Source organism: Halobacillus sp. A5, assembly GCF_024189315.1.
In the GTDB taxonomy this organism is placed as follows: Bacteria; Bacillota; Bacilli; order Bacillales; family Halobacillaceae; genus Halobacillus_A.
In genome coordinates this window covers 181,522-207,801 of the sequence record NZ_JAIZEO010000006.1, presented here as the reverse complement: position 1 = coordinate 207,801, position 26,280 = coordinate 181,522, and the positions used below count along the sequence as shown (strand labels likewise).

The following is a 26,280-nucleotide window of genomic DNA, read 5'->3' as shown; positions in this document are numbered from 1 at the left end:
GTAACGGCTATTAACAGGGATAGAGGGAAAGTCTTCAAAAAGATTGATCTAAAGTCAATCAGCCATCTCCCCATACAAACGTAATGACTGTTGAATAGAATATGGATACTATGGAGGTGAAAAAATGAGTAATCAAATAATTCAACCATGGTTACATGAAAACCTAACCGGGGAACTATATGTACCCACATATGTTGAAGAAATGGCCGATATAGTTTTACTCGAATATGATTTGTCAGTAAAAGACAGAACATTAATTGCAACAAAAGATGAACAAGGCGGAGCAATTTGGAAAATTAATACCGATAAAGGACCTTTTAGTTTAAAGCTGCTTCACCGTCGGCCGACTAAGAGTAAATTCAGCTTAGGGGCGCAGGAATACCTTGTTGAAGTGAGAAAGGCAAGAGTTCCCGCAATTTTTAAAACAAAGCAAGGTGAGAATTATGTGGAAAGGGGAGGAAAGCTTTGGTTTGTAGCCGAGTGGAACGAAACCCTTTACCAACTGCCGGAAGACTTAGAAGGTACAAAGAAGCTGTGTTATGCACTGGGAGAATTTCACCAATTAACAAAAGGATACGTTCCGCCGGGGGATGCTGAGTTCGTATCTCGTTTGCACCGTTGGCCAAGAGCTTATGAACGTATTGAGAAGAAAATAGGATGGTTCCGTGATATTGCAACGGCATACAAGGAATATCCGGCAAGCGGCATCATACTCGATTCAGTAGATGTTTTTCAAGAGCAGGCTCGTCAAGCACGAATCCGTTTAGAAAATTCATCGTATGCTGATATCCTGGCAAAAGGAACGGAGGAAGCCGGACTGGTACACCAGGATTATGGCTGGTCCAACGCACAGATGGGCGATGATGGCGTCTGGGTAATTGACTTAGACGGTGTTTCCTTTGATATTACTATCCGGGACTTACGGAAGCTGATTGCTGGCTGTATGAATACAATGGGGAGATGGGATGTCGATTTCGCCAGGGAAATGATCAAGGCTTATGATGAAGCCAACCCTATCTCAGACGAAGTTTATGAACTATTAATGATAGATTTGTCACTGCCGAGCTTATTTTATAAAAACGTGAAAGATATTGTCTATTCCCCAACTACTTTTATGACTGTGGAATTAGAGCAGGAGATTCAAAAGTATATTGAAATGGATCAACAAAAATGGCCGGTGTTAGAGCAGCTGGCACTAGATAGGAAAGGAGGTCAATCTGAGTAATGAAAGTCTTAATTATATGTACAGAGAAATTACCTGTGCCCGCTATTAAAGGCGGAGCTATCCAAACGTATATCGATGGCGCACTCCCTGTATTAAAGCAGAAGCATCAAATAACAGTCCTTGGAAGAGAAGATGAATCACTTCCCGGGGAAGAAATACGTGAAGGAGTCCGTTATGTCCGTGTAGAAGGCGGTATTCTAGAATCGTATCGGGAAAATGTTGTTCAGTTTTTGCAGGCAGATCAGCAAAGCTATGACATTATTCATATCTTTAACCGCCCTCGTCTAGTAAACAAAGTACGTCAGCTGGCTCCCGATGCCAAAATTATTTTAAGTATGCATAATGATATGTTTAAGCCGGAGAAACTGCGTGCGGAAGAAGGTACTTTAGTTGTTCAGAACGTGGATCGAATTATTACAATCAGTCAGTATATCGGCCAGACGATTCGCGACTTTTACCCTGAGGCCGCACCTAAGATTCAAACTATTTACTCCGGAGTAGACCTGGATCGTTTTGTGCCTTCTTATTCACAGGCAGCTAAAGAAATGAGAAATCGTTTAAGGTCGGAACATGGCTTGGAAGGAAAAAAAGTTATCCTCTATGCAGGGAGGCTATCGGCTAATAAAGGCATTGATGTGCTTGTCCGCGCGATCCCCGCTTTAGCTGAAAAGCATGACAATATTGCTTTAGTTATTATGGGCAGCAAATGGTTCAGTAATAACGATGTAACCGACTATATCGCTTATGTGCGTGCCTTAGCAGAACGGTTGCCTGTGCCCGTGATTCAAACAGGATTCGTAGCTCCGGATAAAATTCAAGAATGGTTTGCCGCTTCAGACATTTTTGTTTGTACGTCTCAGTGGCAGGAACCTCTGGCCCGTGTCCATTATGAGGCAATGGCGGCTGCGCTTCCGATAGTCACTACTGACCGCGGCGGAAATACAGAAGTAATCGAACCCCATAAGAATGGAATTATCGTTGAGAACCCGGCTGATCCAGGAGAGTTTGTCCAACATTTATCTTACCTTTTGTCAAATTCAGGTATTGGAGAAGAAATGGGAAGGTACGGACGCTCTTTAGCAGAGAAGCATTATACCTGGGGTCGAGTAGTATCTGATATTTTATCCGCTTGGCAGCAGGTAGAGCGAGCAGAGGTACTCGATATACCTGGTGTAGAAGTTGCAGAAGAACAACTGACTGCAGAAGTCACGGATGCTGTAGAGCCAGCTGACGTTTCAGCAGAAGAAATCGTTGAAGAACCTTCTGTTGCGCCAGAACCTGTCACAGAAGAAACCTCTGAAGATGTTATAGAAGAAGCAGAGGACCAGGTAAATGAAACAGAAGAAATCGCAGAAGTAATCAAGGAGGACAAAGCCGAAGAAGAAGCTGCGGCAGAAGAATCAGAAAACACGGTTCAAGCAGAAGAAGTTACAGAACCAGTTATGGAAGAAGCAGAAGAAATCACAGAAGTAATTAATGAGGAAAAAGTCGAAGAAGAACCAGAAGAAGTTACAGAGTCAGTTATTGAAGAGGAAGCAATTGCAGAAGTATCCATTGAGGAAGAATTAGATTCAGTGGAAGCTGTTGAAGAAGCCATAGAGGATTCCGAACCATCTGTAGAAGAAAAAGAAGAACCAGAAGAAGCAGCAGAGTATGCAGAAGAACAAGACTCAGTAGAAGAAGAGCTGGAATTACCTTCTCAAGAGGAAGAAAAAGAAACTTCAGCAAACCCTGTAGAGGAGAAGCTTGTGGCTTTCACCAATGTCATGAAAGAAGCATTGGGATCTCAAGACTCCGTAAAAAGAAAGAAAACAAAGAATTCATCAGGATTTAAGGAATATCCAGTTTCTTTAAATGCCAATAACAAAGAAAATGCTACCAACTTATTTTTACTGCTGGCATTATTCTATATGAAAGAGAAAAAGTGGATCTAACCGTTAAAAACACTCCGGGATTATTAATAATTCCGGAGTGTTTATCTATTACAAATAATTAAATTACAGGGATAACTTCTCAAGAGCAGGGTTCATTGTCTCTTTCAATGTTTTGACACTATGATGAAACTGCTGCTGTTCTGTATCAGATAACTCCATTTCCAGCACTTTTTCTACTCCACGCCGATTGACAATAGTGGGGACACCAACATATACATCGTGTGCACCATATTCACCATTAAGGTGAGTGCTGACAGTAAGAATACTATTTTCATTACCCAGGATAGCTTTCGTGATTCGGACTAAGCTCATAGCGATACCGTAGTGAGTCGCACCTTTCTTCTGAATAATCTGGTAGGCTGCGTCTCTTACGTCTTCAAATAAATGGTGAAGATCCTCCCTCTGGTAAGCTTCGTTTGTTTCTAAATATTTAGAGACCGGCACGCCTCCAATTGTAGCGTGACTCCAGACAGGAAGCTCAGTATCCCCGTGCTCACCAATAATATAAGCATGAACGTTTTGTGTAGCAACATTGAAATAATCACTCAGCATATAACGGAATCGTGCTGTATCCAAAGTTGTGCCGCTTCCAATTACTCTTTCTTTAGGGAGACCGCTAAAAACTTGAGTAGCATGCGTTAAGATATCAACCGGGTTGGTGGCAATTAAGAAGATCCCATCAAACTTATGGTCCATTACTTCTCCAACAATTGTTTTAAAAATCTTCATGTTCTTTTCTACGAGATCAAGACGAGTTTCGCCTGGCTTCTGATTCGCACCTGCACAAATGCAGACAATATCGGCATCCCCGCAGTCACTGTAGTCTCCATACCAGGTGTTGGTTGAAGAAGGAGAGAAGGCTTTCCCATGATTTAAGTCCATTGCATCACCGATTGCTTTTTCTTTATCCAGGTCAATAATGACTAATTCTTCCGTTACGGCCTGGTTAATTAACGCGAAAGCATAGCTGCTTCCGACTAAACCTGCACCAATCAATACTACTCGGTTTACTCTATCCTTTTTATTCATGTTCATCACAATCACTCCTATATGAGATGGAAAGTATAATGTGAATTACTTCACAATTATATTGTGCAATATTTCACAAATAATTGCAAGCGATATTTTTAAAAAATAAACTTTCATGCTCTGTTCATGAATTTAGAGGTAAAACAGGAACGTATGTTCTTATAAGGGGTAGGACAAGATTTAATTTTGTGATAAAATAAAAGCAGATAATGTTCTTTTAGGGTGGTCGGCTAACCCCATGACAGAAGGGGGTGATGCCTATCAGCGTGTATGAGGTGATGATGGTTCTGTTTTCATTTGGAACACTGCTCATTACTTTGCTCGCATTGATCATTGATTTGATCAATAAAAAATAGACCTCCCTATTAACCTGCAAAGTTGATTGGGTGAGGTCTATTCTCCAAAGAATAGCTGATCCCCTGGGGAATCATTATCTAACGGGCCGCAGTGGCAGCTGCGGCCTTTATTATTTTATGTCCTTCTACATGTATGATACCATCTTTGTTACTTTTTTACCACAAGTGTAAGGTTTTAAAACGCAAAACTTTACTTTCGGCAGACAGCAACGCCGAGTGGATAATACACACCACTTCTTGGAGGTTCAATCGTAACTCCATTTTGATAAAAAATTTCTACTTCACTAAATTCGGCAAACAGTCCTTCAAACTCTGCCGGTGTCATTTGAAAGTAATGAAAAGGAGAGCCGCTCGGGTGATTCAGCCCTTTACCAAAAGGCGTGGAAAGGAGCAGGCATCCTCCGGGGGCTAACAACTGGTGCATATGGTTCATGAACTTATTTACATCAGGTACATGCTCAATCGTTTCAAAACTGACAATGGTATCAAACTGCCCCGCACCACTCACCCATTCCTCAGCTAAAATATCTCCTGCTTTAAAAGTAAGCAGAGGATGGTAATAGTTGTGAATGGCATATTGAATGGTCTCTATACAAATATCTACACCGAGAATTTCATCAATCGTGTGTTTTTTTGTTTTGGCGAGATGGGCTGCTCCATATCCTACTCCGCAGGCAATGTCCAGTACTCTTCCTTTGATATAAGGTTCAGAGAAGTGATAGCGTGCTACGTGCTCAAGCAATAATCCATTCATAGCGTCCATTTCTTTTGGAATGACACGTTCTCCAGTATCCTCTAACATTACGTTTCACCGCTTTTTGTTTGAATGTAACTTATTATAACATATTAGGTCTTCGGCTCATTTAAACAAAAGTGTTGATATGTGTTTATAATGGCCATTTGTTTAAAAGAATAACATGCCAAATGTTCATCGAAAGGGCAGGGTTACTGAAGGCTATATTCAGGAACCTACTCAGTCGGACTGCTTCACACTAAGTACGGTGACCGTACTCAGAATAAGTGCCATTCCGAGAAGCTGCATGGTAGTCAAATGATCTCCGATAAGCAGAACGCCAAATAATGAAGCTGTCACCGGCTCTACCATAGCGACCATTGAAGCAGTGGTCGGGGTAGTCCTTCGAATGCCAATCACATAAAATATAAAAGAAATTCCAGCCCCTACGATTCCTAATAAAAGAAACCATCCGATGTCGCTTGACGCCAGCACCTCAACTGTCTCTTTTTTGTCCGAAATGAGAAGTAGAATGAGGCAAAATGAAAAAAAGGCGATAGTTAAGCTGGCCTGCGGTTTTCCAATAGAGGAGGCATTTTTAAACCCGAATATAAACAACGCATAAGAAAGACCGGCAGCAAGCCCCGCTGCCACCCCTGGTAAACTCACGGTAACCGACTCAAGGTTGTAAGCACCGGTAAGCAGGATAATTCCCATAAGTACACCGGAAATGCACCCCCATTTAAACCAAGTCGAACGTTCCAGCCGAAATAAAAAGGAGATGAAAAGGACAAATACAGGTGCGGTATACATTAAAGTAGCAGCAACAGCAATGCTTGAGGCCTGGATACTGAGAAAATAAAACGTGAAATTTCCAGCAACACCAACACCCGCAAGTAAAGACCATATGTATAAACGTGTAGAGAAGATCCAATTTTGTCTTAAGCGAAAGAGAAACCACGCAAAAAAACATATAAAACCGACAGCCCCCCGGTAAAGTGAAATCACGATAGGATCCCACCCCCTGGTCATTAAGATATCGGCAATTCCTCCGCTAATGCCCCAGCATATAGCGGCCAGCATCACTAAACCTACACCTGCGAATTTCATCATGTACCTCCTAAAATAAGTAAGGATCGTATATTTAATCACGCTATTTGAAATCTATCACCTTAACGTAAATTTAAGGGCCAAACAATTCTTCGTATGCTCCTAATCAAACATATGTTTTAAAAAAGTATTAAAGGTAATTCCTTTAAATTCTCATATCTAAACCTAAGTCAGCTCGCATGCAATATGAAAGGACTAAAACAACAGTAAGTATTGTAATTAAAAAGAGAACCATGAATTATAAGGGGGATAACCATCTGCGGAATCGTACTTGGTTAACTTGATTTTTTACAGATGAATCAACAGCAGCAATTAGTATTGCCATTTATAATTGAAAAAAGCACCGCCGAAGCTCGACGGCGATGCATTTATTAGTTTATTTAACAACCATAACCGGACATTTAATATATTTCATCAGCTTGTGACTGACACTGCCTAAGATTAAAGTCTGAAGCTTATTACGACCGCGGCTTCCTACGACTACACAATCATAGTTCCGCTCATTAGCGTACTCAATAATCGTTTCAGCTGGATCGCCATGAAGTATAGTGATACCCGTCTTTACCCCGGAAGCTTCAATTTCTTGAATGACTTCAAAGAATCTTTCTTTCCTTTTAACAGCAGCTGTACTCGAGTCCCCGTGTTTAAGGATATCTTCTTTAGAGGTATCCCCATCAACAGAATAGACAAGCTCCAATGTAACTTGATCTTTATAAGGAGCTGTCATTTGAATTGCCTGTTCGATCGCACGCTTAGAATGGTCCGAACCGTCAGTGGCAAGTAAAATATTTTTAAACATAGTCGATCTCCTTTTTAAACAATTTAGTGACTTGCACCTTTGGAGATGCCGCCTAAACGGTTAAGCAGCCGTGTACTTTCCCCGTTTAACCCTTTAAAATGAACTTCAATTCCTCTTTGTTCGAATTTAGCTTCAATACTATCGAGAGCTCCAATAGCTGAATCATCCCAAAGATGAGACTGAGTAAGATCAATTTCTACCACATCAACGTTATCTTTAAAGTTAATGGAAGACACAAAGTCTGTGACCGAGGCGAAAAATAACTGTCCCTGCACATAATAAATTTTCTTTCTGCCTTCATTGGCGTAAAGGGGCAGGACACGAACCTTGGAGATCTTCACAGCAAAAAAGATCATACTGAGGACTACGCCGGCCAGCACACCATAAGCTAAATTGTGTGTGTAGACAACGGTGACAACAGTGACAATCATAACGGCTGCATCAGTTTTCGGGACACGATGCAGGTTTCGTAAAGAACTCCAATCAAAAGTTCCGATAGAAACCATAATCATAACTCCGGCGAGGGCAGCCATAGGGATTTGAACGACAACATTTCCGAGAGCAAGTATTAAGAATATCAAGAAGACTCCAGCTACAAGAGCAGATAAACGCCCGCGCCCGCCAGATTTTACGTTGATTACTGACTGCCCAATCATGGCACAGCCGGCCATGCCTCCGAAGAAACCAGCTACGATGTTGGAGATACCTTGACCGCGGCTTTCCTGGTCTTTATTACTCTCAGTGTCCGTCATATCGTCGACGATGGAAGCGGTAAGCAGTGATTCAAGCAGCCCGACGATCGTTAAAGCGAGTGCATAAGGGAGAATGATCATAAATGTTTTCATATTTAAAGGGATATTAGGAAGAGCAAATATAGGCAGAGTTTGACTTAAGTTACCCATATCCCCCACATTACGAACCCCTGCATTCATATAAATAGCAATAAAAGAAACAACTATAATGGCCACCAGTGGGGAAGGTACGGACTTCGTTAATAAAGGAAATAAATAAATGATGGCTAAAGTAACCCCTACTAATACATAAATAATCCAGGACTCATCTACAAAGTGCTGCAGCTGAGAGGTGAAGATTAAAATAGCTAATGCATTGACAAAGCCTACCATGACCGATCGTGGAATGAACTTCATAAACCGGGCGAGTTTAAAAACGCCAAATAGAATTTGGAATATTCCAGTTAAGATGGTGGCGGCTAACATGTACTCAAGACCATGCTCAGCTACAAGAGTAATCATTACAAGCGCCATAGCTCCAGTGGCAGCAGATATCATGCCGGGACGTCCCCCGACAAAAGCAATAACGACAGAAATACAGAAGGAAGCGTAAAGCCCTACCATAGGGTCTACTCCCGCAATAATTGAGAATGCGATGGCTTCTGGAATAAGAGCTAATGCTACTACAATTCCCGCCATAACATCTCCTTTGACATTCCCAAACCATTGTTCTTTCAAAGTTTGTGCAGGCATGTTTTACCTCTTTCTTTATAATATTTTCAGATTGCCGACTCTCACAGCAATCAAGTTAAGTACCAGTAGAATTTATAGACGTTCACCTTTTTTTAATCGTTCAATACATTCGTGCAAATCTTCTTTTTTTACACGCCAGTGAGTGCCGATTTTAAAAGCAGGTATCGTGCCCTTTTGTACAAGCTTATAAGTAGTCATTTCACTTAACTGCAAATATTCAGCAACCTGGCTGACGGTCATAATTTCTCGCTGCATAAGATTCCCTCCAAACTGCTGCTAATCGAGTAGTGCAAGATAGATTGATTTATAGCTGTTTATAACCAACTATAATAGATTATAAGAAAACACATCATAATGCAATGCCTTATTAGAGAATGTGAGTAATTGTGACAGTTAGTTGACGTTGATATCTATATTGGTTTAGCGCTTACAATAAGATAAGTAAATAAACTTTATTATCTGGTGATTGTAGTCTGCGGCTGGAGAATATAAACTAAAGACAGGCCAGACATTTAAAGGAAGGTTCAAATGGAACAAGAACATGAAATCATGACGATTGCTCAAGTTGCGGAATATTTACAAATTAGTGAAATGACCACATATAAGTTAGTTCAGGAGGGCAGGATCCCGGGGTTTAAGATCGGGAGTCATTGGAGAGTGAAGAAGGAAGATTTACGAGACCACATTTCCAACCTCACACATGGAGAACAAATATAATAAAAGGATGAAGCTGCTAATATGAGCTTCATCCTTTTATTTTCTATTATTCTATTATAAGTTTTTTGTTCCATTATGATTTCAGAGTCCGGGTTATATTAGCGAGGTGCATCTACGTCCCCGAATGGCAGTAAAAAGCAAAAAGAAGAGGGGGTGAGTGTTCCCTCTCCAGCAATTAATAATAAGGATAATAAGGGTAGTAAGGATAATACGGTCTGCCGTATGGATATAGTAATAATGAAGTTAACGCAGCCAGGGGAAGAATTGTTCTTCGGAAGCGGCGTGCTCTCCTTCTGCCGTAACCTCCGTAAAACTGCCTGCTTTCATCTTCTGCATTTCCGTTTTCGTCGACCATAACATCTTCACTCATCATCATTTCTACTTCATCATCATTTACATCCATAATAATTCCATCGAATGAGTTGCCGTCCTCTGTCGTTCCCATTACGTGATAGTATTTATACTTCTTGCATTGGTGATGAGTAGGCTTCATCTGCTGTTGGTACGGGGAATACATATTCCGGTTTTCTGTCATGTTCATCAACTCCTCAAACTCATGATACGCACCCAGTTCAGAAGTGTGACAAAATCAAAAAACAGAATTGTACGACATTATCAATTACATAACCATCCATTATTTAGTAAACTAGAAGCAAGACTAGTAAAGAGGTGATCTGAGTTGAAGAAAAAAGATCCAATTCATCTTGACAACCGCATTCATTTAATCGATGGTTTTGATTTAGGTGTACCGGGGCGTACGGGCACTTATGTGATTAACGAAGATCATTTAACACTTGTGGAAACAGGGCCAAGTCCTTCAGTGCCTCGCATACTTGAGGGACTCGCTGATTTGGGGTTCGACGCAAAGGACGTTCGTTACATTATTTTGACTCATATTCATTTGGATCATGCGGGCGGGGCCGGTCTGCTTATTAAGGAATGTCCGGAAGCAGAAGTGATTGTACATAAGAGAGGGAAGCGTCATTTAGCGGATCCCGCTCGGTTAGCAGATGGGGCCAGAGCCGTATATGGTGATGCATTCAATGAGTTGTTTGACCCGGTTCTCCCAATAGATGAAGAGAAACTGATAGTAAAAGAGGATGGTGATACTTTAGAAATTGGCAGGGGATGTTCACTTGAATTTTTGGATACGCCCGGTCATGCCAAACATCATTTAGGTATTTACGATCCAGTTAGTAACGGTTTATTTACTGGAGACACTGCGGGAATCCGTTACCATCAGACAGAGGATAAAGGAATCACATTTTACCTGCCTTCTACTTCACCAAACCAGTTTGATCCAGAGGCCATGCAACAGTCTATTCACCGGTTTAAAGGACTGAATTTAGAACGCATTTACTTTGGACACTTTGGAAAATCAGAGGAACCGGATCAGGCGCTGGACCAAGTTCTGGACTGGATACCTGAGTTTGTAGAGGCCGGGGAAATGGCCTGTAACAAAGGAGAGGGGGTTGAAGGTGTTAAGAAACGTCTTCACGACAAAGTGAGCAGCTATCTTCGAGGCTTTCAAATTCCTGACGACCACCCTGTTTATGAAGTGCTTGAATTAGATTTTGAAGTGTGTGCTATGGGATTGATCGATTATTTAAATAAGCAAGGGTAAGGTTAGAGCTTTACCTTGCATAAATAAAGGAGAAATGAGCTGTGAACAGAGTCAATTTGATTACCGTTGGAGTGAAGGATATGAAAGAATCTGTTAAGTTCTACCGTGATCAGATGGGTTTCGCAACTTCGGAGACAAAGAACGATCCAGAGATTATTTTCTTCCAAAACCCCGGATCAAAATTAGCCCTTTACCCTATAGAAGAACTGGCCAAGGATATCAATGAGGCACATCCGCCGGAGAGAAGCGGGTTCTCCGGAATTACCTTAGCTTACAATGCGAAGTCTGAACAGGAAGTAGATGAAATTATGAACAGGGCTGAATCAGCCGGAGCTCAAATTATAAAGCCTGCTCAGAAAGTTTTTTGGGGAGGCTACAGCGGGTACTTTGCCGATCCTGATGGATACCATTGGGAAGTTGCATATGGAGAAATGTGGGAGTTTGATGAGAATGAGATGCTGATCATCCCATAAAAAAGGGTGGGAAAAATGAACTTTGTATATAAAAACTATCCCTATGCTCCCAATAAAAAATGGATAAAGAAAGCATGGGGGTCGTTATGGGGAGTTATCTCAAGCGCCGGCTTTCTTTTAATCGAAGCTGTGAATGATACTCTGCCCTCTGTTCTTGTTTTTCTTGCAGCAGTTATCTTACTCAGCGGCGTATGGCAGATGGTTGGATATTTTCGTATGCCAGAGAAGGATTATGTTCGATTAGAAGAGGAGCGGATGACGTTTGACAAAGGAACGGTTCTGCCTAGAAAATCGGTAGAATATGAGAAGGTGGACAAAATGTCAGATATGGAAGACCTTATTCTTCTGAAATTGAGGGATGGCCAGGAGCAGGAAATCCATACAGACTGGTTAGAGGAACAAGATTATAAAGAGCTTAGACAGACTTTAAGCGAAAGAATTACGATATCAAATACATAGGTTAAAGGGTGGTCCATATGATAAATGCAGCGTTGTTAAGCAATTGGCATGTACATGCGGCAGACTACGCCAAACAGGCGGTGGAGCAGGAGAATATTTCACTTCAAATGGTTTGGGATGAAGATCGGGCCAGAGGAGAAGAACGGGGGCGAGAGTTGAATGTTCCGTTTGAAGCGGATCTCCAGGCTGTGTTATCAAATCCGTCGATTGATGGTGTGATTGTCACTACTCCTACGGTTGATCATAAGGAAGTGATTATACAGGCGGCGAAGCATGGGAAGCACATTTTTACAGAGAAAGTGTTGGCATTAACTGTAGAAGAATGTGATGAGATTCTTGCCGAGGTTGAAAAGTCTGGTGTAGAGTTTATGATTTCACTGCCCAGATTAGCAGAAGATTATTATTTATATGCTCAGCAGGCTGTCGACAAAGGCTGGTTGGGTCAAGTGACAATGATCCGGTGCCGTGTCGCTCATAACGGGGCTGTAGCTACAGTTGGTAAGCCGGATGGGTGGCTGCCTCAGCATTTTTATAATAGGGAAAAGACCGGAGGCGGGGCATTTATTGACCTTGGTGCCCACCCGATATACTTGGCAAACCGATTAGCAGGCAACCCTGTCGCAGTAACTGCACGGCTTCAGTCTGTTTTCCACGAGGGCGTGGATGATCAGGCAGTTGCGTTAGTTGAATATGAAAAAGGGGTGCTTGGCGTACTGGAAACAAGCTTTGTTTCTTCAGGCAGCCCATTTCAACTCGAAGTGTATGGTACAGAGGGTACTCTGCTCATAGAACAAAAAGAGGTACGCATAAAAAGCACTCAATTCGAGAGTGATCATTGGGTATTTCCTGAGCTCCCGGCAAAACAGCCAATGCCTATGGAACAGTGGTGCAAAGCTATTGCAGGGGAAGAAGCGCCTGCCATCACTAAAGAAGATGCCATTAAGCTTACGCTCGTAAATGAAGCGGCAGCACTGTCTCAAGTGAACGGGGCCAGAATTGACGTAAATGACCTTAAAAGAAGATAAAAAAGAGGAGCCCTGTTTATGTTTGCAGGGCTCCAGGTCAGCTAGTCTGAAGAGTGATTGAAATTAGACTTGATCAGCTGTTCTGATACATCTAAGATATTTAAATGATCAGGCTCGTATTCAGTCACTTGACCGTCCGGCTGAATAACGATACGTTCCCCGTAATCCCCTCTCAGTAAGAAGACGTCTTCATTCCTGTAACGGTTGATATTATGGCCGAGAGCTGTAGGATGTTCGGGAAGGCCGAACCAATCTCTGAGCGTAGGAGCCGCATCAATTTGTCCAGCTATGTCCTTAACCTTTAAGGGGTTCTTTAAGGAAGGGCTTGCAACGATAAACGGGACAGAAGAGTACTCCGTCCGCCACTGGTCTTCTGAAATGTCGGAGGCGATCCATTCCTCTACTTCACTTTTAGATTCTTTAAATACTCCGTTATGGTCTCCGTAAATGACAACTACAGTTTCGTCAAGCTGTCCGCTGCTGTTGAGACGATCGAGAAACCGGCCCAAATAGTGGTCGGTATAATGGATACTCTCAAAATAATTTCCGAGCGCAGTATGTTTCACATCTCCTGTATCGATTAATTTCTCTTCTTCAGGTAATAAGAATGGCGTGTGGGATGTTAGTGTAATAAGACTGGATAAATAGGGCTGCTGAAGCTTCATTAAATGTTCAGCTGTCTGCTCAAAGAAGGCTTCATCGCTTAGCCCCATACCTAAGGCATGCTTTTTGGTATCCCTATAATTGGAAATGTCATAATAACGGTCAAACCCCATGAACGGAAATACAGCATCACGGTTCCAGAACGTCCCCTCATCACCGTGGAATGCAGCCGTTGAGTAGCCTGAGTCCTTAAAGTCCTTAGCCAGCGATGGATAATCCACTGCAGGGTAGCGGAAAAAAGTACTTCCTTCCTTTAAAGGGTATAGGCTGTTGAAAGTAAGCAGCTCGGCATCTGAGCTATTTCCTTCAGCTGTTTGAGGGTAATAATTCTCAAATGAGAGTCCGTTTTCAACTAAACGGTTCAAATTTGGAGTGATTTCCTGCCCGTTTACTTTCTCGCCGATTACAAACTGCTGAAGGGATTCAAATTGAATCATGATCAAGTTTCTGTCTTCAAATATTCCAGGCATTAACAACGGATCTTCTCTGGGTGTGACGCGGTCTTCATTATCAAGAAGGGCGTTAATTTCTTCTTTCTCCTCCGCTGACAATTCAAGAACTTGCTGGGAAGTTAAGAATTCCATCCAGTCGATCGCTTGATGCCCAATGACACCGTAGTTACTTAAATGAGAGTCGGAGGTGTATTTTTTCAGTAATAGATGCCCTTTACCATTCATCTGCATCGATATCGGCTTGAGCGATAAGAAAAGCACAGCTGCAGCAAGGACCACGGCAAAAAGCTTTACGCTGCGTGTTAAAGCTGCTGGAGCATGAGATCCTGCCCATTTTAAGTACACCATCCATCCGGAAAATAAAACAAGATCCGTAAAGAATACAATGTGCCATCCCGCCATCTGGCTGAATATGCTTTCTGACATGCCGGATAAGTTGGATGTTTGTAAAGCTACATAGGAAGAGAACGGGGTATGAAAATAGTCCATATACAAATAAGAGGACCAGCAATAAAAGCTGAGCCCTAAAGAAACAATGGCTCCGTACCATAGGTGATATTTCTTCATGAGCAGCATGAGGCTGAAGATAAGCAGGGAGAAGCTCAATGAAACTAACAATGCCCCTTTGGAGATATTCTCAAGCAGGTAGTGACTAACAGCGGCAAGTTTTAAAAAAGCGGCCAGAGTAAACAGTGCAAACCATATATAGCGGGTCAAATCGAACACACGTCCTTTATCGTAAGTGATTTCCGTATTCAAGAGTCGGCAGAAGACTCGAATATAAAAGTGATCCTTTTGATAGAATGGAGATAAGTAAACAAAACGATTCACAAAAAGCAGTATTCTATAATATAATCACTATGTGAAACATTTCACGAATTGAATTTTTAGATAGGAGCTATTCCTTATGAAGCACCTAAAACAAATCGCTTTCTCACAACGGTCGATCATAATTACGCTTATCTGCACATCGCTTTTAATGGGAGCGGCGATTATAGGACAGGCTTATTATTTCGTTACTGTTATTGAAGGTGTTTTTTTAAATAATGTATCGTTTGAATCTGTCATACCTTTACTGTTTGGTTTGTTAGCAGTACTTGCTGTGCGGGCGGCACTTACTTACTTTTCAGGACGTTCAGGTGTAAAGCTGGCATCGATCGCAAAAAGTGATTATAGAAAATCTCTATTAAGTAAGTATTCCAAGAACCCTGTTCAGGCATCGATGCAGGGGCAGTCAGGAAGAAAAGTAAGCGTGCTGATGGATGCCGTCGATGATGTAGATAGTTATTTCAGCAGCTATATTCCTCAAATGATTCAAACGGCTGTAGTCCCTGTCATCATTTTGGCTGCGGTGTTCACTCAACACATCTATTCGGGATTAATTATGCTCATTACCGCGCCGTTTATACCTTTTTTCATGGCATTGATTGGTGTGATGACGAAGAAAAAATCAGAAGAACAGCTGGAGAAACTGGCTGCTTTTTCGGGGAGCTTTTTGGATACGCTGCAGGGTTTAACTACGTTAAAGCTGTTTGGTCGAGCGAGGAAGCAGAGAGAGCTGATTGAAGAAAGCAGTCTCGGGTTCCGCGATGCTACGATGGAAGTACTGAAGGTAGCCTTTGTATCCTCTTTGATGCTGGAGTTTATTTCCATGCTCAGCATAGGTTTAATTGCGATGGAAATTGCCATTCGTCTCGTTGTATATGAAAGTATCACTTTTTTTTCTGCCTTTTTCATTTTAATTTTAGCTCCGGAATTCTATCAATTGTTAAAGGATGCTGGCAGTGCTTTTCATGCAGGGAGAGGAAGTATGGCAGCTGCTCAAAAGGTGACAGAGGAGTTAGAAGCAGACTCGATGCGTATAAAGTGGGGTCATACTTCATTAGAGAAGTCCGATGTTCCGCCGGTCGTTAAACTTGAGGAAACGAGTTTCCGCTATAACGATAAAGGATTTGTACTTCACCCTTTGAGTGTATCCTTTCCACCGCACAGCCAGATCGCGATAGTCGGGCGCACAGGTTCGGGGAAATCCACTCTACTCCATATGATTGCGGGGTTGGTGGTGCCTGAAGAAGGGCAAGTTAAAGTAAATGGGAAATCGCTGTTTGAGTATGAGGAACACCAATGGTTTGATCGTCTGAGCTTTATTTCACAGCACCCTTATTTATTCTCAGGAACCATTGCCGATAATATCGCTGTGGGTTCAAAAGAGGCTACTAGGGAAGAAGTGGTTGAAGCGGCTGAGAAAGCAGGAATCGCCGAATTTATTGAGTCACTGGAAAATGGGTATGAAACAGCCATTGGGGAAGCGGGGCGCGGGCTTTCAGGCGGGGAAAAGCAGCGTGTTGCCTTAGCCAGGGCTTTCTTAAAGCGTCCGTCTGTTATATTGTTCGATGAACCAACAACTGGACTTGATCTTCAAACCGAAAAAATTCTCCAGCGATCCCTGGAGGAATTGTCACGATCATCAACGGTCATAACGGTTGCGCACAGGCTGCACACGATTCAATCTGCTGATCAAATCCTGCTGCTTGAAGAAGGCCGTCTGATTGGAAAAGGAACCCATGAAGAGCTGGTCCAAAGGGTCACTTACTATAGGGACATGGTGGCTGTCCAGCAGGGAGGGGAGGCGCGATGAATGATTTACGTACAGTGGTAAAGCTGGTCATGCTTGAGAGAAAAGACATTCTACTGTCCATATTGTTTGGGTTCTTAGCCGGAATTGCTGCCGTAGGTTTGTTTGCATCGAGTGGATATTTAATATCACGTGCTGCTTTTATTCCCCCATTATACGCCTTAACGGTAGTTATAGCGGTTCTAAAGTTATTTGGTTTTACGAGGGCAGTCAGCCGTTATGCCGAACGATACTTTTCCCACCGGGCGACGTTTACGATTCTGAGTCATCTGCGTGTGTCCTTTTACAACAAAATCGAACCACTCGCCCCGCAGATCTTTCAAAAATATCGAAGCGGAGATTTACTTTCCCGGATAGTCGGAGATGTAGAAAGCCTGCAGAATTTCTTCCTGCGGGTGTATTATCCACCGATTGTATTAGTTATCGTATTTTTAAGTACCATTGTGTTTACGACGTTCTACTCGGTGGCTTTAGCGATTGTGTTATTTGTTGGACTGCTGCTCACCGGCTTAATCATACCTGCTGTATTTGCCGTAAGACAGAAGCGTCTGAATACCCAGGTGCGTGAACGAAGAGGCGAGCTTTCCACCGAGGCCGCTGAATTGCTTTATGGTTACCGTGATTTAAAAATTTATCAAAAGGCAGAGGAGAAAGAAAGTCAGCTTCTCCTGGCTTCCCGTAATTATGTGAAGGAGCAGGAGAAGGAGGGTCTGCACTCCACCTTAAGTCACTCCATGAATACGATGGTTTCATTATTCATTTCCTGGTTTGTGCTGGGGCTGGGTGCCTGGCTTGTAGTGGAAGGTGAGTTAAACGGTATATTCCTGGCTATGCTGGTAATGGTCTCGCTTACTGTATTTGAAAATGCCACCCCAATGGCCGTTTTTCCAGTGCATTTAGAAGACAGCAGACGTGCATCAAAACGATTATTCTCCGTAGTGCGTGAAGAACCATATCAAGAGCCTGAAGCTCCTGTGAACTTTCCTGTAGAGCAAGCACCTTCTGTCAGGTTTACGGATGTCACCTTTGCTTTTAAAGGGGAAAACTATGCAGCTGTGCAAGGTGTGGATCTGCACATTCCTCAAGGGTCAAAGACAGCTGTAGTAGGCGCCAGCGGATCAGGGAAATCGACCCTGCTGCAATTGCTGTTAAAAATCCACCCTGTGTACGAGGGTGACATTCACCTTGGCGGGGTGAATGTCGAAAGTATGGAGCGTGAGGATCTGTGGGCTCACACGAACGTGGTTCTGCAGGAAAATCACTTTTTTTACGGAACGATACGGAATAACTTAGAGCTCGCTTGTGACGGGGTGCCTGCTGAACTCCTCACAGAAGTACTGCAAAAAGTAAAGCTCGAACATTTTTCCCTGGAGGATGAAGTGCTCGAACGTGGAGAGAACCTGTCCGGCGGGGAAAAGCAGAGACTGGCGATTGCCAGGGCTATGCTTAAGGGTGAGCATTTATGGCTGCTTGATGAGCCGACGTCTTCGGTGGACGCACTGACTGAGCAGGCGCTATATGATGAGTTGTTTGCTCAAGCGGCCGATGACACGGTAGTGCTCGTGAGCCACCGCCTGGCTGGTCTGGAAAAAATGGATCAAATCATCGTAATGGACCATGGGAAAGTGGTGGAAACAGGAACGTTTGACGAACTTATGGCACGACAAGGCTACTTTTATGAGATGAAACAGATTGAGAAAAGCGTGTTTCTATAAGGAAGCAGTACGACGGTCGTCGTTCTGCTTTTTTGGTGGGAGGAATAGACTGGTTATGGGCGGTTACGAGTGGTTTATGGGTGATTATTAGGTTTTATGGGCGAAAAATTACGGTTGTGGGCGCATTTTGAAATTTATGGGTTGTTTTGTATCTTTTATGGGCGAAAACAAAACAGGGGGCCGTTTAATGTATCCAACGACTAGACGCAATCGGGTCATGACAGTCAGCGGAACCGGGAAGGTAAAGGCGCAGCCTGATATGGTCACGATTGAATTAGGGGTGATGACTGAAGGACGGGAGCTTAGGGAGGTGCAGGAGGATAATGCCCGGGTGATGCAGCAGGTAATCGAATCAATTGTGAAAATGGGGGTTCCGGAAGAGTCGATCCAGACAGTCGAATACTCGGTGGTGCCACGATACGATTATGATAACGGACAGCAGGTTTTCAGGGGCTATCAAGTAACCAATCGAGTATCCATTACGATCGAAGATATCCCTCTTACGGGAGCTATTGTAGATTCAGCCGTTCAAAGTGGAGCTAATCAAGTGTCGGGTATCACTTTTTCTGTTAAAAATCCTGATATGTTGTATCAGCAGGCTTTATCGGAAGCTTTGCGGGATGCCTATGGAAAAGCGGTGACTATGGCACAGGCGATGAGACTTCAACTCGATCCATCGCCTATCAAAGTCATCGAACGCGGGGAGGAAAACGCCGTTCCGCTGGCTAAGGCTGGAACGTTTGCCAGTGCCACTCCCATTGAGCCGGGAGAGCTGCAAATTGAGGCAGCTGTCGAAGTTCAGTTTCAATTTTTCGCATGAATAAAGCCACAGAGTGTGTCTGTGGCTTCCTCAAATTTTAAATAGAGTCTCCAGGTTCCAGGGTAGGGACTTCAATATCCACCGTGTCCGGGTATTTGATGCCTGCACCTGTATTTAAAACGACGACTTGCTCCTCTTCCTTAATCCAGCCATCCTCCCTCAGCTTACGCGCAGCAAGAAAGGCAGCAGCACCCTCAGGACAGACAAACGAGCCTTCGAATCGGGCGATACGCTCCTGTTCTTCTAAGAGTTCCTCATCCTTTACAGCAATGGCACAGCCATTTGTTTCATAGATCGCATCAAGTACAAGGAAGTCTCCAATCGCTTTAGGCACGTTAATGCCAAAGGCGATCGTTTCAGAGTTTTCGAAGAAGCTTGATTCCTTTTCACCCTTCTTCCATGCGTCCACAATCGGGGCACAGCCTTCTGACTGAACGGCTGCAAGACGCGGCATTTTTTGCTCTGCGGAGATCCAGCCTAATTGCTTAAGCTCCTGGAGGGCTTTATAAATACCAATCAGCCCGACCCCGCCGCCAGTGGGGTAAAGAATAACGTCAGGCAGCTGCCAATTCAGCTGTTCTGCAAGTTCAATTCCCATCGTTTTCTTTCCTTCTATCCGGTAAGGTTCTTTCAAAGTGGAGACATCGTATAATCCTTTTTCCTTTACAGCTTCGGCTACAATTTTTCCGGCGTCACTGATTAAGCCGTTAACGAGAAATAAATTAGCTCCTGAGAGGGCACATTCATTTCTTGTAATACTTGGAGCGTCAATCGGCATGATGATAGTAGAACTCATCTGGGCTCGTGCTGCGTAAAGCGACCAGGCAGCTCCAGCATTACCGTTAGTCGGCATTGCCAGTTCCTTCACACCGAGCTCTTTTGCCTTTGAAACTCCAACAGCAGCCCCTCGTGCCTTAAAAGCCCCGGTTGGAATCACGCCTTCATCTTTCATAAGCAGACGCGGAATGCCCATATCTTCTCCGAGAGAGGGAAAATCAACCAACGGAGTCATTCCTTCGCCCAGGCTGACTACGTTCTCCTTATGCTGGACAGGTAATAGTTCATGGTAACGCCATAAATCGGGTGCTCTCTGTTTAAGAACGTCCGGAGTGAAGTGGACGGCTAGCTCATCAAGGTTGTATTCAACGAGAAGAGGCGAGCCGCAGGTGCATAAGTGATTCTCTTCTTCAGCAGAGTACGTTTTCGAACATTTTGGGCAGTACAAGTGAGATACATAACTATATTTCAATGAAATATCCTCCTCTATAAAATGTAAATTAAGCGTATCATACTGCTCTATCTTTTATTAATCAAACGTTTGTTTAGGACCGCATAATTATCTATCGAACTCTACTATTAATAGAATAATAGAATTTGATTTACAAAACCTTAACAATCCAGCTGTATACATTAGCATATAAGTATATTATTATGTGTTGGGGGCAGATTAATAAGAAACTTTAAGCATTAGACTTGCATATATAAGCATATGCTTATATAGTGATGAGTGAGGTGAGGTTATGGAAAAAACTATTATCGATTTAGAAACAGCTGCACAGACGCTGAAGCTGTTAGGTGATAAAACACGGTTAACGATTATCGGCTTAATCAGCGAAGGAGAGTGCTGCGTTTGTGAATTTGTGGAGGTACTGCAAATGAGCCAGCCTTCCGTCAGTCAGCATTTGCGCAAACTGCGTGATGCTGGTTTGGTGAAAGAGAAGAGGAAGGGGCAGTGGATTTATTACTCATTAAATAAGGATCATGCAACGTACCCGATCGTTCAACAGATTATAGAACAGATCCCGGATCAGATAGAAAAATTACATGCATTGGAGCAGGCAGGTTTGCGCATTCAGTGCGATTCATAGGGGGATTCACTTGGTCTCAGCAATTTTAGCTACAGTTATATTTTTACTTACATTATTATTAGTCATTTGGCAGCCGAAGAACTTAGGGATCGGCTGGTCGGCCTGCGGGGGAGCAATATTAGCTCTCATTGTCGGAGTCGTGGATTTTCAAGATGTCATTGCGGTAACCGATATTGTGTGGAATGCTACGCTTGCCTTTATCGCGATTATTATTATTTCACTCATACTCGATGAAATAGGTTTCTTTGAATGGGCTGCCCTTCACATGGCCAGGGTCGCTAAAGGGAACGGTACAAAAATGTTTGTGTACGTCACCTTACTTGGGGCTGTCGTGGCTGCATTGTTTGCGAACGATGGAGCGGCTCTAATTTTAACGCCAATTGTACTTGCGATGGTGAGAAACTTGAATTTTAAAGAAACAATGGTTCTGCCATTTATAATGGCGAGCGGATTTATAGCCGATACCACCTCTCTTCCGCTTGTCGTTAGTAACTTAGTGAACATTGTTTCGGCGGATTTCTTTGGAATTGGATTTGCGGAATATGCTTCACGGATGATTGTTCCAAACTTCTTTTCACTCGGAGCCAGTATTCTAGTGCTTTATATTTTCTTTAGAAAAGATATTCCGGGAAATTATAAGTTAAGTGACCTAAAACAACCAAAAGAGGCATTGCTGGATCATAAGATGTTCCGCCTCTCCTGGGGTGTTCTGGCTGTCCTGCTCGTTGGTTACTTCGCGAGTGAGCCGCTTGGAATTCCGGTATCCATTATCGCCGGAATCGTAGCCATCTTCTTCTTATTTATGGCACGCCGGAGTCCTGCAGTCGAGACGGCCGTTGTTGTAAAAGGAGCACCCTGGGCGATCGTGTTTTTCTCGATTGGGATGTACGTGGTCGTCTACGGGCTGCGAAATGTAGGTTTAACCGATGTATTGGCCGGCTTAATTCAATACACAGCTGACCAGGGTATGTTTACTGCTACGGTATCGATGGGTTTTATTGCCGCGATCTTGTCGTCTGTGATGAATAATATGCCGACTGTTATGATTGATGCGATGGCGATTGCGGAGACGAACACGTCAGGCACGATGCGTGAAGCATTAATTTATGCGAATGTGATTGGTTCTGATTTAGGACCTAAAATCACACCTATTGGTTCACTGGCTACATTGTTATGGTTGCATGTCCTTTCTACAAAAGGGGTAAAGATTTCATGGGGCTATTATTTTAAGATAGGACTTGTGCTTACTGTCCCAACGCTGTTTATTACGTTAGTCGGTCTGTATTTATGGCTGCTGATTATATAATGATACTCTAAATAGGACGTTGACAGTATTCAATAACCCGAATCCGTTACGTTTGGAAACGAATCGCTTCCCGCGGTCCTTTGTCTGAAATTAATTCGATGGAACCTTTGCTTGGGGAAAGACCTGCCGGGAACATTAAATATCACTTAAAAAGGAGAAATGTAATATGTCTAACAAACCAGTAATTTACTTTCTATGTACAGGAAACTCCTGCCGCAGCCAAATGGCTGAAGGGTTTGGCAAAAAATATCTTGGAGATGAGTTTGACGTTCGCTCCGCCGGAATCGAAGCACATGGCTTAAACCCCAAAGCTGTAAAAGCAATGAATGAGGTTGATATCGATATCAGCGATCAAACCTCTGACATTATTGATCCTGACATTTTGAATAATGCCGCATTTGCCATTACTCTTTGCGGTGACGCGAATGATAAATGTCCGATGACTCCGCCGCATGTCACACGCTTCCACTGGGGATTTGATGATCCCGCTAAAGCAGAAGGCACAGATGAAGAGAAGTGGGCTGTATTCCAAAGAGTGCGGGATCAAATCAGCGACCGCATTCAGAAGTTTGCTGAAGATAAAGAATAAATCATAAAGCCGGGAGACTCTCTCGGCTTTTCTTAAAAAAGGAGAGTTTTTAGATATGAAGAAAATTGAAATCTTTGATCCAGCAATGTGCTGCTCCACAGGTGTCTGCGGACCAAGCGTAGACCCTGAACTGACGAAGGTCGCCTATAACCTCGGGGTTTTGGAAAAAGAGGGGATCGAAGCTGTACGCTACAATCTTTCAACAGAGCCGCAGCAGTTCGTAGAAAATCCGGTAGTTCGAAAACAACTTGATGAACGGGGAGATCAGGCTCTTCCATTAGTGATGATTGACGGGAAAATAGTAAAAGCAGGGGAATATCCAACGGCAGAGGAGTTCTCCACGTGGTCAGGAATTGAAAAAGCTAAATTCTCAGCTCAACCTAAATCTCTATTTACGATTCTCGAATAAGGAGCATTCCTATGTATGAAGTGTTCGACCCTACGAAGCAAACATACCCCCGGTTTCTCTTCTTTACAGGGAAAGGCGGGGTGGGTAAAACCTCCACTGCTTGTGCCACGGCTGTTTCTTTAGCCGATCAAGGCAGAAAGGTGCTGCTTATTAGTACGGATCCAGCCTCTAATTTACAAGATGTTTTTGGGGAGAAACTCACCAATGAGCGACGGTTCCTCAAGGGGGTTCCGGGTCTGGCAGCAGCCAATCTTGACCCGGAAGAAGCGGCGGGAGACCATCGAGAGAAATCAATCGCTCCCTATAGAGGAAAGCTTCCTGACAGCGTCATTGCTTCAATGGAAGAGCAAATGTCAGGTGCGTGTACAACTGAGATTGCGGCTTTTGACTTGTTCACTACATTTTTAAGTGACGAGCAGCTGCATGAAGAATTCGACCATATCGTATTTGACACGGCTCCTACAGGCCACACTCTACGTTTGCTGCAGCTTCCGCAGGCTTGGTCAGGGTTTATGGAAGATCATCCGAACGGAGCTTCCTGTCTCGGACCGATGTCTTCTTTAGCTGGTAAGAAGCAGATCTATGATCAGGCCATCCGCAGCTTAACCAGCGAAGAGAAAACAATTCTCTTTCTTGTCAGTCGTCCGGATGATACGGCCTTGTATGAAGCAGACCGCTCGTCCAGGGAGCTGGGAGAGATTGGTATATATAACCAGCATTTAATAATAAACGGATTAATCTCACAGCCTGTGGTCAAAGGGGACGAGGTTTCTATGAGCTTTCGCAATACCCAGCAGCGAGCTCTGAAGCAGCTGTCGTCTCATTTGAAAGCCTTAAAAACATATGAGCTTCCTTTTGCCCCGTTATCCTTAACAGGTGTGGATTCATTACGTGAGTGGATGCAGGGGAATGTAATATCAAGCACAAAAGATGAGCAGGCATTTGATATTGAAGAGGCCCAGGGATTACAGGAGATGGTCGATGATTTTGCAAGGATGAATAAAGGTCTGATTTTTACTATGGGTAAAGGAGGAGTCGGTAAAACGACAACGGCTGCTTCGATTGCCAAAGGATTAGTTCAAAAAGGGTACAGGGTTCATTTAACCACTACAGACCCAGCTGACCACCTCAGCCGATTATTCACTGACTATGATGAGGAACAACTGACCATCAGCCGTATCGACCCTCAAGCGGAGACGGAAAAGTATAAGGATAAAGTACTTGCTGAAACGGGTAATACGTTAAATGAGGAAGAGTTGAATTTTCTAAAAGAGGATTTAGATTCACCTTGCACAGAGGAAATTGCTGTCTTTCGCGCTTTCGCTGATATTGTTGATTACTCCGACGAAGATTATATCGTGATTGATACTGCTCCAACAGGGCATACTTTATTATTATTAGATGCTGCACAGTCTTATCATAAGGAATTGGAACGAACGACAGGAAATGTACCTGATTCAGTAAGGAAGCTGCTGCCGACCCTTCAGGATGAGACGTATACAAGAATATGTATTGTTACTCTCCCTGAAGCTACACCTGTATATGAAGCAGAGCGGCTGGAAGAGGATTTGCGGAGAGCTGAACTGCATCCGGGCTGGTGGGTTATGAATCAATCTTTCCTTGCCTCTCCAACAGCAGATCCTTTATTACAGGCGAAGGCTCAAGAAGAAAGTAAATGGATCAGACGAATAATGGAAGAGAGATATCAAGTTGCTGTACTGCCCTGGAGCACACCATCTAACTCTTCAGGTTTGTAAAAAGGAGGAATTATTGATGCCACATCAAGCAATCATTTTAGGAACAGGTCCCGCTGGATTAACTGCGGCTGTTTACTTGGCGCGTGCGAATATGGAGCCGCTCGTTATTGAAGGACCGGAACCCGGAGGTCAGCTTACCTTAACGACAGAAGTAGAGAACTTCCCAGGCTTTCCCGATGGAATTATGGGACCGGAACTAATGGATAACATGAAAAAACAGGCCGAACGTTTTGGAGCTACCTTTAAAAGAGGCTGGGTGACAGATGTAAATGTTGATCAGCGTCCTTTTACATTAAATGTGAACGGTCTTGGCGAATTAAAGACTCAGTCACTTATTATTTCTACTGGAGCTTCAGCTAAACTTCTCGATATTCCAGGAGAGAAGGATAATATCGGCAAAGGCGTCAGTACATGTGCTACGTGTGACGGTTTCTTCTTCCGCGGCAAAAAAGTATTGATTATAGGCGGGGGAGACTCTGCTATGGAAGAAGCCAACTTCTTAACTAAATTCGCTGATGAAGTACAAGTGGTGCACCGCCGTCACGAGCTGCGCGCTTCTAAAATAATGCAGGATCGTGCTCAAGCGAATGATAAAATAACCTGGGCGCTTAATAAGAAGCCTGTTGAAATGATTTCAGACGGAATGAAGATTACAGGACTTAAAGTGAAGGATTCTGATTCCGAGGAAGAAGAGCTCATTGACGCGGATGGGATTTTCGTTGCCATCGGTCATAATCCAAATACAGAATTCCTTAAAGGAAAGCTGGACATGGACGAGAAAGGTTACCTGCTCGTTGAACCCGGAACAACGAACACAAACATTCCAGGCGTCTTCGCATGTGGGGACGTACAGGATCAGAAGTATCGCCAGGCGATTACAGCTGCAGGGACAGGATGTATGGCAGCGATGGACACGGAGCGGTTCTTAGAAGGGGAAGCCGTTATTGATTGGAGTCAAACCCTTTCCTAAAGTTTAAAACATGGGTTCTTTCAAAGAACTCATGTTTTTTTGTTGTATAAATATCAGAAAATTCTGTTTTTGTGTATACTTACTAACTATATTGCTGTATTATGACGTTATATAGGGGTGTTGGGAAA

26 protein-coding genes are annotated in these 26,280 nt (G+C 43.3%); 17 read left to right on the top strand and 9 right to left on the bottom strand.

From position 1 onward, the window contains the following. The first annotated feature begins 124 nt into the window (after positions 1-124). Both LF822_RS21120 and LF822_RS21115 read left to right on the top strand, forming a co-directional pair. The gene (locus tag LF822_RS21120; RefSeq protein ID WP_253926080.1) at positions 125-1,225 is read left to right on the top strand and encodes a CotS family spore coat protein; all 1,101 of its coding nucleotides are present in this window, start codon (positions 125-127) and stop codon (positions 1,223-1,225) included. Beyond that, positions 1,225-3,159, top strand: coding sequence for a glycosyltransferase family 4 protein (locus tag LF822_RS21115; protein ID WP_253926079.1), 1,935 nt, complete (start codon positions 1,225-1,227; stop codon positions 3,157-3,159). Before LF822_RS21120 ends, LF822_RS21115 begins: the two co-directional genes overlap by 1 nt. A gap of 63 nt (positions 3,160-3,222) precedes the next feature. Here the strand turns inward: LF822_RS21115 and LF822_RS21110 are convergent, their stop codons facing one another. Then, entirely contained in the window at positions 3,223-4,188 is a 966-nt protein-coding gene (locus LF822_RS21110) for an L-lactate dehydrogenase (RefSeq protein WP_253926101.1), read from the bottom strand. A 254-nt stretch (positions 4,189-4,442) separates the two neighbouring features. On the opposite strand from LF822_RS21110, the gene LF822_RS21105 reads away from it, so the two are divergent. Continuing rightward, entirely contained in the window at positions 4,443-4,544 is a 102-nt protein-coding gene (locus LF822_RS21105; RefSeq protein WP_256522567.1) for a putative holin-like toxin, read from the top strand. A 190-nt stretch (positions 4,545-4,734) separates the two neighbouring features. On the opposite strand, the gene LF822_RS21100 is transcribed toward LF822_RS21105, so the two are convergent. From LF822_RS21100 to LF822_RS21080, 5 genes are all read right to left on the bottom strand, one after another. Beyond that, the gene (locus LF822_RS21100; protein ID WP_253926078.1) at positions 4,735-5,346 is read right to left on the bottom strand and encodes a class I SAM-dependent methyltransferase; all 612 of its coding nucleotides are present in this window, start codon (positions 5,344-5,346) and stop codon (positions 4,735-4,737) included. 171 nt (positions 5,347-5,517) lie between these two features. Then, complete coding sequence (locus LF822_RS21095) at positions 5,518-6,387, bottom strand: DMT family transporter (RefSeq protein WP_253926077.1); 870 nt, start codon at positions 6,385-6,387, stop codon at positions 5,518-5,520. 376 nt (positions 6,388-6,763) lie between these two features. Then, positions 6,764-7,186 carry a universal stress protein gene (locus LF822_RS21090; protein WP_253926076.1) on the bottom strand — a complete coding sequence of 141 codons (423 nt, stop codon included), beginning with the start codon at positions 7,184-7,186 and terminating at the stop codon, positions 6,764-6,766. Between the two features lie 23 nt (positions 7,187-7,209). Further along, on the bottom strand, positions 7,210-8,670 hold the full coding sequence (locus LF822_RS21085) for a SulP family inorganic anion transporter (RefSeq protein ID WP_253926075.1): 1,461 nt from the start codon (positions 8,668-8,670) through the stop codon (positions 7,210-7,212). A gap of 72 nt (positions 8,671-8,742) precedes the next feature. Continuing rightward, a complete protein-coding gene (locus tag LF822_RS21080; RefSeq protein WP_253926074.1) occupies positions 8,743-8,925 on the bottom strand; it encodes a helix-turn-helix domain-containing protein in 183 nt (60 codons plus the stop codon). A gap of 273 nt (positions 8,926-9,198) precedes the next feature. Between LF822_RS21080 and LF822_RS21075 the strand changes: the two genes are divergently transcribed. Beyond that, on the top strand, positions 9,199-9,387 hold the full coding sequence (locus LF822_RS21075) for a helix-turn-helix domain-containing protein (RefSeq protein WP_253926073.1): 189 nt from the start codon (positions 9,199-9,201) through the stop codon (positions 9,385-9,387). A 175-nt stretch (positions 9,388-9,562) separates the two neighbouring features. Here the strand turns inward: LF822_RS21075 and LF822_RS21070 are convergent, their stop codons facing one another. After that, on the bottom strand, positions 9,563-9,922 hold the full coding sequence (locus LF822_RS21070) for a hypothetical protein (RefSeq protein ID WP_253926072.1): 360 nt from the start codon (positions 9,920-9,922) through the stop codon (positions 9,563-9,565). Positions 9,923-10,066: 144 nt separating this feature from the next. Between LF822_RS21070 and LF822_RS21065 the strand changes: the two genes are divergently transcribed. The 4 genes from LF822_RS21065 to LF822_RS21050 are packed head-to-tail and all read left to right on the top strand — an operon-like array spanning position 10,067 to position 12,968. Continuing rightward, a complete protein-coding gene (locus LF822_RS21065; RefSeq protein ID WP_253926071.1) occupies positions 10,067-11,011 on the top strand; it encodes an MBL fold metallo-hydrolase in 945 nt (314 codons plus the stop codon). A 41-nt stretch (positions 11,012-11,052) separates the two neighbouring features. Beyond that, positions 11,053-11,484 carry a VOC family protein gene (locus LF822_RS21060; RefSeq protein ID WP_253926070.1) on the top strand — a complete coding sequence of 144 codons (432 nt, stop codon included), beginning with the start codon at positions 11,053-11,055 and terminating at the stop codon, positions 11,482-11,484. A gap of 15 nt (positions 11,485-11,499) precedes the next feature. Further along, on the top strand, positions 11,500-11,943 hold the full coding sequence (locus tag LF822_RS21055; RefSeq protein ID WP_253926069.1) for a hypothetical protein: 444 nt from the start codon (positions 11,500-11,502) through the stop codon (positions 11,941-11,943). A 17-nt stretch (positions 11,944-11,960) separates the two neighbouring features. Next, positions 11,961-12,968 (top strand): Gfo/Idh/MocA family protein, encoded by a 1,008-nt coding sequence (locus tag LF822_RS21050; protein ID WP_253926068.1) that lies wholly within the window; start codon positions 11,961-11,963, stop codon positions 12,966-12,968. Positions 12,969-13,009: 41 nt separating this feature from the next. Here the strand turns inward: LF822_RS21050 and LF822_RS21045 are convergent, their stop codons facing one another. Next, positions 13,010-14,800: an LTA synthase family protein gene (locus LF822_RS21045; protein WP_253926067.1), complete on the bottom strand. Its 1,791-nt coding sequence runs from the start codon at positions 14,798-14,800 to the stop codon at positions 13,010-13,012. Between the two features lie 190 nt (positions 14,801-14,990). Here LF822_RS21045 and cydD point away from each other — a divergent pair, with 190 nt between their 5' ends. The 3 genes from cydD (at position 14,991) to LF822_RS21030 (ending at position 19,253) form a co-directional block, all read left to right on the top strand. Next, entirely contained in the window at positions 14,991-16,721 is a 1,731-nt protein-coding gene (gene cydD, locus LF822_RS21040) for a thiol reductant ABC exporter subunit CydD (protein ID WP_253926066.1), read from the top strand. Further along, a complete protein-coding gene (cydC, locus tag LF822_RS21035) occupies positions 16,718-18,433 on the top strand; it encodes a thiol reductant ABC exporter subunit CydC (RefSeq protein ID WP_253926065.1) in 1,716 nt (571 codons plus the stop codon). Before cydD ends, cydC begins: the two co-directional genes overlap by 4 nt. A gap of 187 nt (positions 18,434-18,620) precedes the next feature. Continuing rightward, a complete protein-coding gene (locus LF822_RS21030; RefSeq protein WP_253926064.1) occupies positions 18,621-19,253 on the top strand; it encodes an SIMPL domain-containing protein in 633 nt (210 codons plus the stop codon). Between the two features lie 37 nt (positions 19,254-19,290). Here LF822_RS21030 and LF822_RS21025 read toward each other — a convergent pair whose 3' ends face one another. Further along, a complete protein-coding gene (locus tag LF822_RS21025) occupies positions 19,291-20,502 on the bottom strand; it encodes a threonine synthase (RefSeq protein ID WP_253926063.1) in 1,212 nt (403 codons plus the stop codon). Between the two features lie 271 nt (positions 20,503-20,773). Between LF822_RS21025 and LF822_RS21020 the strand changes: the two genes are divergently transcribed. The 6 genes from LF822_RS21020 to trxB all read left to right on the top strand — a co-directional run bounded on the left by LF822_RS21020 (position 20,774) and on the right by trxB (position 26,152). After that, complete coding sequence (locus LF822_RS21020) at positions 20,774-21,121, top strand: ArsR/SmtB family transcription factor (protein WP_253926062.1); 348 nt, start codon at positions 20,774-20,776, stop codon at positions 21,119-21,121. A gap of 10 nt (positions 21,122-21,131) precedes the next feature. Continuing rightward, complete coding sequence (locus tag LF822_RS21015) at positions 21,132-22,427, top strand: arsenic transporter (RefSeq protein WP_253926061.1); 1,296 nt, start codon at positions 21,132-21,134, stop codon at positions 22,425-22,427. Between the two features lie 166 nt (positions 22,428-22,593). Continuing rightward, positions 22,594-23,016: an arsenate reductase (thioredoxin) gene (arsC, locus tag LF822_RS21010; protein ID WP_253926060.1), complete on the top strand. Its 423-nt coding sequence runs from the start codon at positions 22,594-22,596 to the stop codon at positions 23,014-23,016. A gap of 55 nt (positions 23,017-23,071) precedes the next feature. Next, positions 23,072-23,425 (top strand): arsenite efflux transporter metallochaperone ArsD, encoded by a 354-nt coding sequence (gene arsD, locus LF822_RS21005; RefSeq protein ID WP_253926059.1) that lies wholly within the window; start codon positions 23,072-23,074, stop codon positions 23,423-23,425. Positions 23,426-23,436: 11 nt separating this feature from the next. Beyond that, entirely contained in the window at positions 23,437-25,182 is a 1,746-nt protein-coding gene (gene arsA, locus LF822_RS21000) for an arsenical pump-driving ATPase (RefSeq protein WP_253926058.1), read from the top strand. A 16-nt stretch (positions 25,183-25,198) separates the two neighbouring features. Next, a complete protein-coding gene (gene trxB, locus LF822_RS20995) occupies positions 25,199-26,152 on the top strand; it encodes a thioredoxin-disulfide reductase (RefSeq protein ID WP_253926057.1) in 954 nt (317 codons plus the stop codon). Positions 26,153-26,280: the final 128 nt, after the last annotated feature.

What these genes read in the sequence shown, in the direction of transcription:
- LF822_RS21120 (WP_253926080.1), top strand. Translation starts at nt 125, where the DNA reads ATGAGTAATCAAATAATTCAACCATGGTTACATGAAAACCTAACCGGG.
- LF822_RS21115 (WP_253926079.1), top strand. Translation starts at nt 1,225, where the DNA reads ATGAAAGTCTTAATTATATGTACAGAGAAATTACCTGTGCCCGCTATT.
- LF822_RS21110 (WP_253926101.1), bottom strand. Translation starts at nt 4,188, where the DNA reads ATGAATAAAAAGGATAGAGTAAACCGAGTAGTATTGATTGGTGCAGGT.
- LF822_RS21105 (WP_256522567.1), top strand. Translation starts at nt 4,443, where the DNA reads ATGCCTATCAGCGTGTATGAGGTGATGATGGTTCTGTTTTCATTTGGA.
- LF822_RS21100 (WP_253926078.1), bottom strand. Translation starts at nt 5,346, where the DNA reads ATGTTAGAGGATACTGGAGAACGTGTCATTCCAAAAGAAATGGACGCT.
- LF822_RS21095 (WP_253926077.1), bottom strand. Translation starts at nt 6,387, where the DNA reads ATGAAATTCGCAGGTGTAGGTTTAGTGATGCTGGCCGCTATATGCTGG.
- LF822_RS21090 (WP_253926076.1), bottom strand. Translation starts at nt 7,186, where the DNA reads ATGTTTAAAAATATTTTACTTGCCACTGACGGTTCGGACCATTCTAAG.
- LF822_RS21085 (WP_253926075.1), bottom strand. Translation starts at nt 8,670, where the DNA reads ATGCCTGCACAAACTTTGAAAGAACAATGGTTTGGGAATGTCAAAGGA.
- LF822_RS21080 (WP_253926074.1), bottom strand. Translation starts at nt 8,925, where the DNA reads ATGCAGCGAGAAATTATGACCGTCAGCCAGGTTGCTGAATATTTGCAG.
- LF822_RS21075 (WP_253926073.1), top strand. Translation starts at nt 9,199, where the DNA reads ATGGAACAAGAACATGAAATCATGACGATTGCTCAAGTTGCGGAATAT.
- LF822_RS21070 (WP_253926072.1), bottom strand. Translation starts at nt 9,922, where the DNA reads ATGACAGAAAACCGGAATATGTATTCCCCGTACCAACAGCAGATGAAG.
- LF822_RS21055 (WP_253926069.1), top strand. Translation starts at nt 11,500, where the DNA reads ATGAACTTTGTATATAAAAACTATCCCTATGCTCCCAATAAAAAATGG.
- LF822_RS21050 (WP_253926068.1), top strand. Translation starts at nt 11,961, where the DNA reads ATGATAAATGCAGCGTTGTTAAGCAATTGGCATGTACATGCGGCAGAC.
- cydD (WP_253926066.1), top strand. Translation starts at nt 14,991, where the DNA reads ATGAAGCACCTAAAACAAATCGCTTTCTCACAACGGTCGATCATAATT.
- cydC (WP_253926065.1), top strand. Translation starts at nt 16,718, where the DNA reads ATGAATGATTTACGTACAGTGGTAAAGCTGGTCATGCTTGAGAGAAAA.
- LF822_RS21030 (WP_253926064.1), top strand. Translation starts at nt 18,621, where the DNA reads ATGTATCCAACGACTAGACGCAATCGGGTCATGACAGTCAGCGGAACC.
- LF822_RS21020 (WP_253926062.1), top strand. Translation starts at nt 20,774, where the DNA reads ATGGAAAAAACTATTATCGATTTAGAAACAGCTGCACAGACGCTGAAG.
- arsC (WP_253926060.1), top strand. Translation starts at nt 22,594, where the DNA reads ATGTCTAACAAACCAGTAATTTACTTTCTATGTACAGGAAACTCCTGC.
- arsD (WP_253926059.1), top strand. Translation starts at nt 23,072, where the DNA reads ATGAAGAAAATTGAAATCTTTGATCCAGCAATGTGCTGCTCCACAGGT.
- arsA (WP_253926058.1), top strand. Translation starts at nt 23,437, where the DNA reads ATGTATGAAGTGTTCGACCCTACGAAGCAAACATACCCCCGGTTTCTC.
- trxB (WP_253926057.1), top strand. Translation starts at nt 25,199, where the DNA reads ATGCCACATCAAGCAATCATTTTAGGAACAGGTCCCGCTGGATTAACT.